We start from the raw sequence: 11,996 nt of genomic DNA on the forward strand, positions 1-11,996 counted from the left end.
GGTGACACCCGTGACCCCGTGACACCCGCGGGCGTGCCCGCTGCGAGGTCCTCGCTTCCTTCCATCCCACTCCCGTGCCGGTGATTCGACCAGCCGGGCGGCAGCCGGGGCGGCAAGAACTCCCGCGCAAACGCCTCTGCGGCCGTTAAAATTCGGCGCTCAGCACGAAACTTTCGAGCGCCTCCAGGAGGCGAGCATGCGAACCTACGACAATCCCGTCATTCCCGGCTTCCACCCCGACCCCAGCGTGTGCCGGGTCGGCGACGACTACTACCTGGTGTGTTCCAGCTTCGAGTACTTCCCGGGCGTTCCGCTGTTCCACAGCCGGGACCTGGTGCACTGGCGCCAGATCGGCAACGTGCTCGACCGCCCGGGGCAGTTGGACCTGCCCGACGACGTCCCGGCGTCCGGCGGCGTCTACGCGCCGACGATCCGGTACCACGACGGGCTCTTCCACGTCATCACCACCAGCACGGGCGCCGGCGGCACCTTCCTCGTCACCGCGGACCGCCCCGAGGGCCCCTGGTCCGACCCGGTGCCGATCGATCTGCCCGGCATCGACCCCGACCTGGCGTGGGACGAGGACGGTTCCTGCTGGGTCGCGATGGCCGGGGTCAGCGTCGCCCGGATCGACCCGCACAGCGGACGGGTGCTGGAGGGCCCGCTGCCGATGTGGTCCGGCACCGGCCTCAGGGACCCGGAAGCTCCGCACCAGTACCGGATCGGCGACTGGTGGTACCTGCTGCTAGCCGAGGGCGGCACAGCCCTGGGCCACGGTGTCTCCGCCGCGCGCGCCCGCTCACCGCGCGGCCCATGGGAGCCGGCTCCGGGCAATCCGTTGCTGTCCCATCGCGGCACCGGCCTGCCCATCCAGTGCACCGGCCACGGCGACCTGGTCCAGGCGTCCGACGGCACCTGGTGGATGGTGCTGCTCGGCACCCGGCCCCGCGGCTGGTTCCCGGAGTTCCACGTCCTCGGCCGGGAGACGTTCCTGGTCCCGGTGGAGTGGGCCGACGGCTGGCCGCGGACGGGACCGGTCCAGGAGCGGCATCCGGCGCCGGCCGCCTGGGCGCCCGTCGAACAGCCGCCGGCACGGGACGACTTCACCGGTCCGGCGCTCGCACCGCACTGGATATCCCCGCGACGCAGGCCCGAGGGCTGCTGGTCGCTGACCGAACGGCCCGGCCGGCTCATCCTGACCGCCACCGGTGACAGCCTCGACCGGCCCGGGCACACCTTCGTCGGCCGCCGCCAGCAGCACCACGACTGCCGGGCGGCGGCTTCGCTGGAGCCCGGCGCCGCGCGGGCGGGGCTGTCCGTGCGCCTGGACGAGGCCCACCACTACGACCTGGAGGTGAGCGGGGGCACCGCGGCCGTGATCGCGCGGATCGGCCCGCTGCGGCAGCGCCTCGCCGAACACCCGGTGCCGGCCGGGCCGGTCACCCTGGCCGTCGACATCCGCGCCACCCGGGACCCCGGTGCGCAGCACGGCCCCGACACCCTCGCCTTCTCCGTCGAGACCTCCGAGGGAGCCGTCCGGCTCGCCGAACTGGACGGCCGCTATCTGTCCACGGAGGTGGCCGCCGGCTTCACCGGCCGTGTCATCGGCATGTACGTCACGGAGGGCCGGGCGGCCTTCGACTGGTTCGAGTACGCGCCCGCGACGTCGTAGGCGACATCCTGGCGTTCGGAACGCTTCCGAAAGTTTCGATGCGGCGGACAACCGGAACCTGCCCGGTCACCGCAGCCAGGACACACGTCGGGGGCCGGTGCCGCACGGGTAAGGTGCGGGCCGGCCCCTCAGGCACTGTGCCGCGCTCAGGCGGCGGTCATCACCTGTTCCGCACCCAGTGGGCGGTGCGGGGCGATGATGCGGCCGTCGGGCAGCAGCTCACCGGTGTCCTCGAAGAGGAGGACGCCGTTGCACAGCAGGCTCCACCCCTGCTCCGGGTGGTGCGCCACGAGGCGGGCGGACTCCCGGTCGGCGGATTCGGCTGGCGGGCACGGTGGCTGGTGCTGGCACATGGGCGGGATCTTTCGCTCTGTCGTGATCATGTCCGTCCCCCGTGGTGATGAGTCGGTCGGCTCCAGTGTTGTCCTCAGCGCGTCGTTCCGCAGGGATTTCACAGCACCGCTTCTCACAGGTTCAGGACGCGTCACCCGCGCGGACGGTTCAGTCCAACTGCACTGTCTCTTCGGGGGGTTCGCAGTGGCCGGATGGGACTAGTCCGGATGGCTCCGGGCGGCGGAGTGCTCGAAAGACAGTCGTACCCCGCTTCCCTTGCGGTCAGCGGGGTACGCGGGCGTCGGTCAGGCAGGCGAGCCGAGCAACGGGAGAGGAGTCGCCCGATGGGTCAGCACCGGAAGCAACTCGGCGACCGGGAACGGCCGGTGCGCCGAAATGCCGGGCGGTGCGGGCGCCAGCGGCACGAGCAGATCGGTGGCGGCCGGATGGCCCTCGCTGCCGTCGCCGGAGCAGTCGCCGTGCAACCACAGGGTGAGCATGTACAGCCCGGGCACGGACAGCAGTCGCGCCTGGTACGGCTGTTGCAGGGCCTCGGCCTGTTGCAGGGCGCGTTCGGTGGAGGCGACGTACGGGCCCTCGAAGAAGTGCGAGAAGGCCCAGCCGTCGGGAGTCAGCATGGTCTCGGCCGCGGCCACCGCGCGATCACCGCACCGGATCAGGAAGCGCCAGCCGGCCAGCCGGGTCGCGGACAGGCCTTGCGCGGTGATCCGGTCCAGCACGTGGACGGGCAGCGGGAGTTCCGGTGTCGCCGGACCCTGCGCGGCGCGCAGGGAGGGGGTGCGGGCCTCACGGACCGCGGTGGGGGAACCGAGGGCGGTGAGGACGGAGCGCAGGGCAGGCGCGGGGGCAGGGGGTACGTGCAGCGGCATGTGGGTCGCCTCTCATTCGACAGGCGCGGCGGCGCGAGGAGGGTGGGGCGGACGGCGCTGTCAGCTCACGGAAGGCTGGAGAGGTGGGGGCCCGGGTTGGTGTGAAAGAGAGTGCGGCTCGGTCTGCCGCCCGTCAACCGGGACGGCAGGAACACCGCGGAAACCAGGACCGAGGGCGCCAACCTTCTGCCTTGTGGACGAAGTTTATACGACGCGTGTTCGGCCGATGTTTCGTCTATCCGATTCCGGTCGGCCGGGCAAGGTGGAATTAGGCCGTCGATTTGCGGAAATCATCCCGTTTTCCGGACTGGCCCCCGTCGCTGACCTCGTCATACGCACCGGTAACGGTCGGCCGAATGTCGTCGGCGTTTTTCACGAGGTGTGCGGGGCACCCGAAGGTGCGAGTGCGGCATGCCCCGTGAATGTGCCGCCGGGAACATTCCGACAGACTAGCGGGCGGCGGGCCCGCGCGGGACGTTATCGATCGCTTCGGCTGGGCATCATCCCACCTGACCCGGGAGCCAGGCGGCCGGATCGTCGGCCCGCCCATCCGAGGAGGGACACTTCGATGGGGGAGAAGGTCGTGGCAGGGCAGTTCGACCTGTCCGATCGCCAGCGCTACCGCGAAAAGCTCCAGAAGTGCCTGACGGGGCTGGAGCGGCTGCTGCGCGAGAAGCGATTCGACCGTCCCAAGAACCTCATGGGAGTCGAGATCGAGTTGAATCTCGCCGGGTCCGACGGTATGCCGAAAATGTTGAACGGGCAGGTACTGGAGCGCATCGCGAGCCGCGATTTCCAAACAGAACTCGCCATGTTCAACCTGGAAGTCAACATCGCCCCACACCGTCTGGGCGGCCGGGTATTCGACCGGCTCGCCGAGGAACTGCGCACCTCGCTCGCGTATGCCGACCGGAAGGCCGGCGAGGTCGACGCGGGCATCGTGATGATCGGCATCCTGCCCACCCTCGACCGGGACGACCTGGTCTCCTCCAACCTCTCCGAGGTCGACCGCTACACCCTCCTCAACGACCAGATCGTCGCCGCGCGCGGAGAGGACTTCCGGCTCGACATCGAGGGCGTGGAGCACCTCGTGTGCACCTCGAAGTCGATCGTGCCCGAGGCCGCGTGCACCTCCCTGCAACTGCATCTCCAGGTCACCCCGGCGCGGTTCGCCGACGTCTGGAACGCGGCCCAGGCGGCCTCCGCCGCGCAGATCGCCGTCGGCGCCAACTCGCCGTTCCTCTTCGGGCACGAGCTGTGGCGCGAGTCCCGGCCGCCGCTGTTCCTCCAGTCCACCGACACCCGGCCGCCCGAGCTCCAGGCGCAGGGCGTACGGCCGCGCACCTGGTTCGGCGAGCGGTGGATCACCTCCGCGTACGACCTGTTCGAGGAGAACCTGCGCTACTTCCCGGCCCTGCTGCCGATCTGCGACGACGAGGAGCCGCTGGAGGTCATCGAGGCCGGCGGGGTGCCCAAGCTCGCCGAACTCGTCCTGCACAACGGCACGATCTACCGCTGGAACCGGCCGGTGTACGGCATCGCGGACGGCGTCCCGCACCTCAGGGTGGAGAACCGGGTGCTGCCGGCCGGGCCGACCATCACCGACGTGATCGCCAACGCGGCCTTCTACTACGGCCTCGTCCGCGCCCTCGCCGAGGAGTCCCGGCCGGTGTGGACGCGGCTGCCGTTCGCCGCGGCCGAGGCGAACTTCGACGCGGCGTGCCGGTACGGCATCGACGCGCGCTTCGTCTGGCCCCGGCGGGGGCGGTACGGCGGCACGGGCGAGGTCGACGCGGTCACGCTGGTCCGCGACGAGCTGCTGCCGCTCGCCTCGGCCGGGCTGGACGCGTGGGGCGTGGAGCCCGCCGACCGGGACCTCTACCTGGGCGTGATCGAGGAACGCTGCCGGCGCCGGGTCAACGGGGCGTCCTGGCAGGCGGCCACCTTCCACCGGGCGCTGGAGCGGGGGCTGTCGCGGGAGGCGGCCCTGGCGGCGACGACGCGGCGGTACGCCGAGCTGATGCATGTGGGGGAGCCGGTGCACACATGGCCGGTGGGGTTGCCGGAGCCGGTGCCCCTGGGCTGAGCCCCAGCCTCCGGCCGAGCTGCTGGAGGGGCCGAGCGCCTGGCTCCGCCGAGCCGCTGAAGGGGCTGAGCGCCGCGCGTGCCGCCGGGTCGCGCCGTGGGGGTTGAGCGCCGGTGCTGCGGAGAAGAGCGGGGGCGGAGAAGAGGGGGCAGCGGGCATCGGTGGGGGCGTGTCGGGGGAACTGGTCAGGGGCCGAGCACCGCGCGTGCCGCCGGGTCGCGCCGTGGGGGCTGAGTGCCGGTGCGGCGGAGGAGTGGGGGCGGGGGAGCAGAGCGGGTGGCGGAGAAGAGGGGGGCGCGGAGAAGGTAGGGGCGGACATCCGTGGGCGGTGGAGGGCTGTCGGAGGTGTCGGTCGTGGACAGCAGTGGGCTGTCATGAGGTCACAAGACGAGGTGCCGGGCTTCCGGGGCCATCTCGCGCTCTTCGTAGCTCCTTCTGCGATCCTTGCCAGGCGAAGGTGGGCCAGGGGCCCGTGAGCCGGCTGGAGGCAGGGGTGCAGGTGGAGGCTGACTCGGTGGCCGATTCCGCGGCGCGGGAGCGCGACCCGCGGCGGATCCTGCGGGACGAGACGCTGCTCGTCCTCGCGCTCTCGCTCGGAGCGAGCGGTATCTCCGCGCTGATCAGCTTCATCGGCTCGGTCACCAAGCCGGGCGGCCTGAAGGACCAGGCGGCCACCCTCAACGCCTCCGCCGCCCCGGGCCGCCCCTGGCTGGACCTGGCCTGGCAGCTCTTCGGCATCGCCACCGCGCTGGTTCCCGTGGCACTCGTCGCCCACCTGCTCCTGCGCGAGGGCGCGGGCCTGCGCACCCTCGGCTTCGACCGCACCCGGCCCTGGCCCGACCTCGCCCGGGGCGCCGGTATCGCGGCCGTGATCGGCAGCACCGGCATCGCCTTCTATCTGGCCGCCCGCGGCCTCGGCTTCAACCTCACCGTCGTACCGGAGGCACTTCCGGACGTGTGGTGGAAGTACCCGGTGCTGATCCTCTCCGCGTTGCAGAACGCGATCCTCGAAGAGGTGATCGTCGTCGGCTATCTGCTGCGCAGGCTGGGCCAGTTGGGCTGGACCCCGGGCACCGCGCTGGTGGCCAGCGCGGTCCTGCGCGGCTCTTACCACCTCTACCAGGGTATCGGCGGCTTCCTCGGCAACATGGTCATGGGCGTGGTGTTCGTCTACCTCTACCGCCGCTGGGGCCGGGTCGGGCCGCTGGTCGTCGCGCACTCCCTGCTCGACATCGGCGCGTTCGTCGGTTACGCCCTCCTCGCGGGCAGGGTGGGCTGGCTGCCGACCGCCTGACGCACGCCTCAGGCGTGCAGTTCGCCGTCGATGACCGTCACCGCGAAGCCGGTGAGCAGGGTGCGGTCGCCCCGCAGGCCGGTGCGGACCAGCCCGGTGCGGCGGGAGGCCTGGAGCCCGGTGAGGTCGTCGCGGCCGAGGCCGGCGGACCAGTGCGGGGCGAGCGCGGTGTGGGCGCTGCCGGTCACCGGGTCCTCGTCGATGCCGACGTTCGGGAAGAAGCAGCGGGAGACGAAGTCGTAGCCACGGGACGGCTCGTCGGCGCGGGCGGTGGCGATGATGCCGCGCGAGGAGTAGGCGCCGAGGGCCCGGTGGTCGGGGGAGAGGCCGAGCACGGTCTTCTCGTCGGCGAGTTCCACCAGCAGGTCGCCGACGTTCGGGCCGGTGTCGAACGCGGCGACCGGCCGCGCGCCGAGCGCCTCGGCGACCCCGGCCGGGATCTCCACCGGGGTGAGCGGGGCGGTCGGGAAGTCCAGGGTGACCGAGCCGTCCGCGCCGGGCGTGGCGATCAGCACGCCGCTGCGGGTGGCGAACCGCACGGGACCCTCGTGGGCGCCGGTGGTGTGCAGGACGTGGGCCGTGGCGAGGGTGGCGTGGCCGCACATCGCGACCTCGGTGACGGGCGTGAACCAGCGCAGCGCCCAGTCGGCCTCGCCGTCCTCGGGCAGCCGGTGCGCGAACGCCGTCTCGGCGTGGTTGACCTCCATGGCGACGTTCTGGAGCCAGTCGTCGTCCGGGAAGACGTCGTCCAGGAGCAGGACTCCGGCCGGGTTGCCGGCGAAGGGACGGTCGGTGAAGGCGTCGACGATTCGCATGCGCATGGCGCCGACGCTAGCGGCTGCGACGGCCGCCGGACCAAGGCCAATTCGCGAGTGCCGGACTGATTCCCGGCCGGCCGCGGTCGCGCGCGCCCGCAGCCACGGGGCGAGTTGGGCGATGCCGAACGACACCTCCACGACGAGGAACGGCCACAGCACCGCCGGCCCGCCGTGTGCCAGCGCGTACGCCTGCCACAGCGAGAACACGGACGCGCGCGGTGCCGTCGAGGAGGCCGTGCAGCGGCAGCGGTCGTACGACGCGCAGGACGGACCAGACCACCACGACCGAGCCCAGCAGGTTGGCGTACAGGGTCTGCATCGGGGTGAGCGCCGGCATCGTGCCGAGGCCGGCCGCCTCACCGCCGGCCGACAGGAGGGCGCAGGTAGGCGGGGGCGAAAGGGCTCATCGGGCCTCCTCGGAAAGGGCTCGCTCGGGCGCCGCTCACGCGCGCGCACCGGGGTGTCCAAGGGCACGCTGCGCCTCTACGAGAAGATCGGCCTGATCGAGGGCGTCCGGCTGCCCAATGGCTACCGCGACTTCCCCCGGAGACGGTGACCTGGCTGGAGTACGTGCGCACCGCGCGGACGCTCGGGTTCACCCTGGCCGAGATCGCCCGGCACGGCGCGGAACTGCGGGACCTCACCGCCCGCGTCGGCACCGGCTGCCCCTTGCGGGCGGCTGAACGGATCGACTGATCGGATCGGCTGACCGGCCTCACGCCCTCCCTCGCCCGGCAAGGGGGTTGTCATGCGATCGTTCCCGATATATCGTTGAGACATCGCGAACGATACGCGATGCAGACGTGACAGATCGACGATGGAATGGAGTGATCGCGATGCATACCCACGGTTTCGAGCGTGGACATCGGCACGAGGGCCCCGGCCGGCGGGGCATGGGTGGCTTCGACGGGCGGCGGGCCGCCTTCGGGCCCTTCGGGCCGGGCGGCCCGGGATTCGGCCCCGGCGGACCCGGTTTCGGACCGGGCCCCTGGGGACCGCGCGGACGGGGCGGTCCGCGAGGGCGGGCGCGGCGCGGTGACGTACGCGCCTCGATCCTGGCCCTGCTCAAGGACCGGCCCATGCACGGCTACGAGATGATCCAGGAGATCGCCGAACGCAGCGGCGGCGCCTGGAAGCCCAGCCCCGGCTCGGTCTACCCGACCCTCCAGCTGCTGGAGGACGAGGGGCTGATCGCCAGCGCGAGCGAGGGCGGCAAGAAGCTGTTCTCCCTGACCGAGAGCGGGCGCGCCGCCGCCGGCGAGGGGCCGGACGCCCCGTGGGAGGAGGCCTCGCGCGGAGTCGACTGGGAGGCCCTCGCCGAGATCCGCCAGGCGGGTTTCGGGCTGATGGAGGCCTTCGGTCAGGTCTGGAAGACCGGCAGCAAGGAGCAGCGCGAGAAGGCGCTCGCCGTCATCAACGACGCCCGCAAGAAGCTGTACCTCATCCTCGCCGACGAGGACTGAGCCTCGTGAGCGAACGGCCGCCGCCCGTACGACGGTCCAGGCGCCCCGCGGCGTCCGCGCGGGGCGCCTTCGTCTGCCCTTCGTCTGTCCTTCGCCTGTCGCGGCTCAGGCCACCAGGCCGTCCAGCTTGCGCAGCGACTCGTTCAGGGCGGCCGTCGCCGAGTCCTTGAGCTTGCCCGCCATCAACGACACCGCGGCCCCGGTGAACTCCCCGTCGATCCGGAGCGTCGTGGCGTCCCCGTCCGGGGTCAGTGTGTAACGGGTGGCGACGGTCACCGCCATCGGGCCCTTGCCTCGGATGGCGAACACCCGGGCCGGTTCCAGCTCCTCGATGGTCCAGTCGACCTCCGCCGGAAAGCCCATCAGCTTCATGTTCTCCTGGAACGTCCCGCCCACGGCCAGGGTCTCCGGACCGCCCTGGGGGAAGCCGGTGTGGGTGGCGTTCCACGCCCCGTACGACGGCCAGTCGGTGAGCTGGGCCCACACCTTCTCGGCCGGCGCCTGGATGCGTGCCTCCGCGCTGACTTCGGCCATGCGACCACCCCTTCGGATCGGGCGTATCGGGCTACGGTGTCGCGGAACGTAGCCGCAAGGGCGCGAACATTCAATACTGACGAACCGTCAGAAGTGGTCCGTGGGCGTTCCGCTCTTGTGCGGGATCGGTCAGATCTCCTCCGTAAGGATGAGATCCGAGTCGGCGATGTGCACTCCGCGTGGGACGCGAAAATGGTTCCCCTCGTGGATGCCCCGTCCCGTTGAGGCTGATGAGGTGGGGGATGTGCAACCCCGTACAGCCCACCGGACCGCCGATGACGGAGCGGTTCCGCACCCGGACGGCGCTGCCGGGCTCGGTGTCGAGCTGGCAGTGGTGGTCGCCGCTGCCCGTCGGAGGGCCGTCCGGGACAGGGACCGGCACACCGACACCGCCCATCTGCTGCACGCCCTGCTGGAACACGACCCCGAGGCCCGTGCCGCCGTCGGCGGCCCGCAGCGGCTCGCCCGGCTCCTCGGCTACCTCGTGCAGCGCAGCATCGGCTACGGGCTGCGCTGGCAGAGCAGCGTGGAGGACTCCGGTGCGACTCCCCTCGTACCCGCCCCGGCCGCTCCCGCCGAGTCCGTCGGGTCGGTGGGCAACGCCGAGGGCTGGTCCCCCGCCGCGTCGGCCGCGCTGGCGGACGCCCGCGCGCGAGCCCGGCGACGGGGCGCGGCCGGCGTCGGCGGCACCGACCTGCTCGCCGCGCTCGCCGCAGACCCGTGGTCCCGGGCGGCCGAGGTCCTGGAACGCGCCGGCATCGCCGCCCCCGAGCTGTCCGCGCGGATCGAGGCGGGAGCCGACGCGTACGCCGACGGCGGCGAGACGGCCTGCTGACCCCGGGGCCGGACCGGCTGGTCCCGTCCACCAGCTGAGACAGGTGTCACCAGGGGTGACGCTCCTGTCGACGCCTGTCATCATGTGCCGGTGCATACGTCTGTGAGCAGTCAGGACAGCCCCGGCAAGGGAGCCGGGCTCGGTCTCGCGCTCGGCTCGGCGCTGGCCTTCGGCGGGTCCGGAGTGGCCGCCAAGCCGCTGATCGAGGCGGGACTCGATCCGCTCCACGTGGTGTGGCTGCGGGTGGCGGGTGCCGCCCTGGTGATGCTGCCCGTCGCGATACGGCACCGTGCCCTGCCGCGCCGCCGGCCCGCGCTGCTCGCCGGGTTCGGGCTGCTCGCCGTGGCCGGTGTCCAGGCCTGCTACTTCGCCGCGCTCTCCCGTATACCGGTCGGCGTGGCCCTGCTCATCGAGTACCTGGCTCCCGCCCTGGTGCTGGGCTGGGTGCGGTTCGTGCAGCGACGGCCCGTCAGCCGCGCCGCCGCGCTCGGCGTGGTCCTCGCCGCCGGTGGCCTCGCCTGTGTGGTCGAGGTCTGGTCCGGTCTGAGTTTCGACGCGCTGGGCCTGGTGCTCGCCCTCGGTGCCGCCTGCTGCCAGGTCGGCTACTTCGTCCTGTCCGACCAGGGCAGCGACGCGGGCGACGCGGCGCCGGACCCGCTCGGTGTCATCGCCTACGGGCTGCTCGTCGGCGCCGCCGTGCTGACCGTGGTGGCCCGCCCCTGGAGCATGGACTGGTCGGTGCTGGCGGGCTCCGCGCGCCTGAACGGCACCGCCGTACCGGCCGTCGCCCTGCTCGCCTGGATCGTGCTGGTCGCCACCGTGATCGCGTACGTCACCGGCGTGCTCTCCGTGCGCCGGCTGTCGCCGCAGGTCGCCGGGGTCGTCGCCTGCCTGGAGGCGGTCATCGCGACCGTGCTGGCCTGGGTGCTGCTCGGCGAGCATCTGTCCGCGCCGCAGGTGGCCGGTGGTGCGGTCGTGCTGGTCGGCGCGTTCATCGCCCAGTCCGCCACCCCGGCCAAGGGCTCCTCCGGGCCGGTCGCCTCGGGTGGCGCGGAAAGGGAGCTGTCCGCGCGGGGTACGGCCGCTTAGAGTCCGGATCAGGTCGCACAAGGTCCGCCCGCCCCGCCGAAGCGGTACGCTCCCGGACTTCCGCACGTCCACGTGCGCACCGTCTCCGTGATCATGGAGCCGGAGCGGGTGACCGTGCTCGCTGTCGTGCTGCTCGGCGAGCGGCTCACGGTGACCACGGCGGCCGGCATCCTGCTGATGCTCGGCGCGGTCGCGGGCCTCGCGGTGAGCGAGCCCCGCGCGGCCGGCCGGCGGAAGGCGGTACCGGTGTGACCCTCCGGCGCTACCGCTGTGCCAGATAGTCCGGCAGCTCGATGCCGGGCGCCAGGTCGGCGTTGCGGACCGGTGTGTCGTAGCCCCTGCGGATCGGAACGACCCCGGCCCAGTGCGGCAGGTCCATGTCCTCGGGCTCGTCGTTGGCGTCGCCGGTGCGGACCTTGGCCGAGACCTCCTCCAGGTCCAGCCGGATGACGGCGGTGGCGGCCAGCTCCTTCTTGTTCGCGGGCCGGGAGTCGGCGGCCCGGCCCGGGACGACGTGGTCGACCAGCGCGTCCAGGGCCAGCCGCCGCTCCTCGGGGTCGGTGACCTCGTGCGCGATGCCGTGCACCACGACCGAGCGGTAGTTGATCGAGTGGTGGAAGGCGGAGCGGGCCAGCACGAGCCCGTCGACGTGGGTGACCGTCAGGCACACCGGCAGGCCCGGGTCGGCCTGGCCGGTCATCCGCAGTGGCCGGGAGCCGGTCGAGCCGTGGACGTAGAGCCGCTCGCCGACCCGGCCGTACAGCGTCGGCAGCACCACCGGGGCGCCGTCCCGGACGAAGCCGAGGTGGCAGACGTACCCCTCGTCCAGAATCGCGTGGACCAGCTCCTTGTCGTACGACGCCCGCTCGGCGGAGCGCGTGGGCACGGTCCGGTCGGTCGGCGTGTAGGCGGCGGCCCGCGTGTCCTCGGTCGTGCCCTGCATGTCGGTCCCCTCCATGGCGGCGAGTTTTGCACTAGTGCA

Annotated in this window: 12 protein-coding genes and 2 pseudogenes; 8 read left to right on the forward strand and 6 right to left on the reverse strand. The window is 72.3% G+C overall.

The window, feature by feature from the left end:
• The first annotated feature begins 196 nt into the window (after nt 1–196).
• Nucleotides 197–1,672: a glycoside hydrolase family 43 protein gene (locus ACZ4WH_RS11915; RefSeq protein WP_468179256.1), complete on the forward strand. Its 1,476-nt coding sequence runs from the start codon at nt 197–199 to the stop codon at nt 1,670–1,672.
• A 146-nt stretch (nt 1,673–1,818) separates the two neighbouring features.
• Here ACZ4WH_RS11915 and ACZ4WH_RS11920 read toward each other — a convergent pair whose 3' ends face one another.
• Together ACZ4WH_RS11920 and ACZ4WH_RS11925 are read right to left on the reverse strand one after the other, a co-directional pair.
• Nucleotides 1,819–2,025 carry a DUF5999 family protein gene (locus ACZ4WH_RS11920; RefSeq protein ID WP_030603474.1) on the reverse strand — a complete coding sequence of 69 codons (207 nt, stop codon included), beginning with the start codon at nt 2,023–2,025 and terminating at the stop codon, nt 1,819–1,821.
• A 285-nt stretch (nt 2,026–2,310) separates the two neighbouring features.
• Nucleotides 2,311–2,895: a hypothetical protein gene (locus ACZ4WH_RS11925; protein ID WP_468179258.1), complete on the reverse strand. Its 585-nt coding sequence runs from the start codon at nt 2,893–2,895 to the stop codon at nt 2,311–2,313.
• Between the two features lie 568 nt (nt 2,896–3,463).
• Between ACZ4WH_RS11925 and ACZ4WH_RS11930 the strand changes: the two genes are divergently transcribed.
• A complete protein-coding gene (locus tag ACZ4WH_RS11930; protein ID WP_468179260.1) occupies nt 3,464–4,981 on the forward strand; it encodes a glutamate-cysteine ligase family protein in 1,518 nt (505 codons plus the stop codon).
• 493 nt (nt 4,982–5,474) lie between these two features.
• A complete protein-coding gene (locus ACZ4WH_RS11935; protein WP_468179500.1) occupies nt 5,475–6,275 on the forward strand; it encodes a CPBP family intramembrane glutamic endopeptidase in 801 nt (266 codons plus the stop codon).
• Between the two features lie 8 nt (nt 6,276–6,283).
• On the opposite strand, the gene ACZ4WH_RS11940 is transcribed toward ACZ4WH_RS11935, so the two are convergent.
• Together ACZ4WH_RS11940 and ACZ4WH_RS11945 are read right to left on the reverse strand one after the other, a co-directional pair.
• On the reverse strand, nt 6,284–7,096 hold the full coding sequence (locus tag ACZ4WH_RS11940; protein ID WP_468179502.1) for a PhzF family phenazine biosynthesis protein: 813 nt from the start codon (nt 7,094–7,096) through the stop codon (nt 6,284–6,286).
• Nucleotides 7,097–7,180: 84 nt separating this feature from the next.
• Nucleotides 7,181–7,466 (reverse strand): annotated as a pseudogene (locus ACZ4WH_RS11945) (hypothetical protein); the annotation flags it as partial.
• A gap of 87 nt (nt 7,467–7,553) precedes the next feature.
• Between ACZ4WH_RS11945 and ACZ4WH_RS11950 the strand changes: the two are divergent.
• Nucleotides 7,554–7,789, forward strand: a pseudogene (locus ACZ4WH_RS11950) (MerR family transcriptional regulator).
• Between the two features lie 140 nt (nt 7,790–7,929).
• Nucleotides 7,930–8,556, forward strand: coding sequence for a PadR family transcriptional regulator (locus ACZ4WH_RS11955; protein WP_468179262.1), 627 nt, complete (start codon nt 7,930–7,932; stop codon nt 8,554–8,556).
• Between the two features lie 105 nt (nt 8,557–8,661).
• On the opposite strand, the gene ACZ4WH_RS11960 is transcribed toward ACZ4WH_RS11955, so the two are convergent.
• Nucleotides 8,662–9,090: a type II toxin-antitoxin system Rv0910 family toxin gene (locus ACZ4WH_RS11960; protein ID WP_468179264.1), complete on the reverse strand. Its 429-nt coding sequence runs from the start codon at nt 9,088–9,090 to the stop codon at nt 8,662–8,664.
• A 334-nt stretch (nt 9,091–9,424) separates the two neighbouring features.
• Here ACZ4WH_RS11960 and ACZ4WH_RS11965 point away from each other — a divergent pair, with 334 nt between their 5' ends.
• From ACZ4WH_RS11965 to ACZ4WH_RS11975, 3 genes are all read left to right on the forward strand, one after another.
• Nucleotides 9,425–9,925 (forward strand): Clp protease N-terminal domain-containing protein, encoded by a 501-nt coding sequence (locus tag ACZ4WH_RS11965; RefSeq protein WP_468179504.1) that lies wholly within the window; start codon nt 9,425–9,427, stop codon nt 9,923–9,925.
• An 84-nt stretch (nt 9,926–10,009) separates the two neighbouring features.
• On the forward strand, nt 10,010–11,014 hold the full coding sequence (locus ACZ4WH_RS11970) for an EamA family transporter (protein ID WP_468179266.1): 1,005 nt from the start codon (nt 10,010–10,012) through the stop codon (nt 11,012–11,014).
• A 72-nt stretch (nt 11,015–11,086) separates the two neighbouring features.
• Nucleotides 11,087–11,266: a hypothetical protein gene (locus tag ACZ4WH_RS11975; RefSeq protein WP_468179268.1), complete on the forward strand. Its 180-nt coding sequence runs from the start codon at nt 11,087–11,089 to the stop codon at nt 11,264–11,266.
• Between the two features lie 10 nt (nt 11,267–11,276).
• Here the strand turns inward: ACZ4WH_RS11975 and ACZ4WH_RS11980 are convergent, their stop codons facing one another.
• The gene (locus ACZ4WH_RS11980; RefSeq protein WP_468179506.1) at nt 11,277–11,957 is read right to left on the reverse strand and encodes a pyridoxamine 5'-phosphate oxidase family protein; all 681 of its coding nucleotides are present in this window, start codon (nt 11,955–11,957) and stop codon (nt 11,277–11,279) included.
• Nucleotides 11,958–11,996: the final 39 nt, after the last annotated feature.

Source organism: Streptomyces sp. NPDC029138, from assembly GCF_055564375.1.

Excerpts from the sequence above, each read along its gene's own strand:
- ACZ4WH_RS11915 (WP_468179256.1), top strand. The coding sequence starts at position 197 with ATGCGAACCTACGACAATCCCGTCATTCCCGGCTTCCACCCCGACCCC.
- ACZ4WH_RS11920 (WP_030603474.1), bottom strand. The coding sequence starts at position 2,025 with ATGTGCCAGCACCAGCCACCGTGCCCGCCAGCCGAATCCGCCGACCGG.
- ACZ4WH_RS11925 (WP_468179258.1), bottom strand. The coding sequence starts at position 2,895 with ATGCCGCTGCACGTACCCCCTGCCCCCGCGCCTGCCCTGCGCTCCGTC.
- ACZ4WH_RS11930 (WP_468179260.1), top strand. The coding sequence starts at position 3,464 with ATGGGGGAGAAGGTCGTGGCAGGGCAGTTCGACCTGTCCGATCGCCAG.
- ACZ4WH_RS11940 (WP_468179502.1), bottom strand. The coding sequence starts at position 7,096 with ATGCGCATGCGAATCGTCGACGCCTTCACCGACCGTCCCTTCGCCGGC.
- ACZ4WH_RS11955 (WP_468179262.1), top strand. The coding sequence starts at position 7,930 with ATGCATACCCACGGTTTCGAGCGTGGACATCGGCACGAGGGCCCCGGC.
- ACZ4WH_RS11960 (WP_468179264.1), bottom strand. The coding sequence starts at position 9,090 with ATGGCCGAAGTCAGCGCGGAGGCACGCATCCAGGCGCCGGCCGAGAAG.
- ACZ4WH_RS11980 (WP_468179506.1), bottom strand. The coding sequence starts at position 11,957 with ATGCAGGGCACGACCGAGGACACGCGGGCCGCCGCCTACACGCCGACC.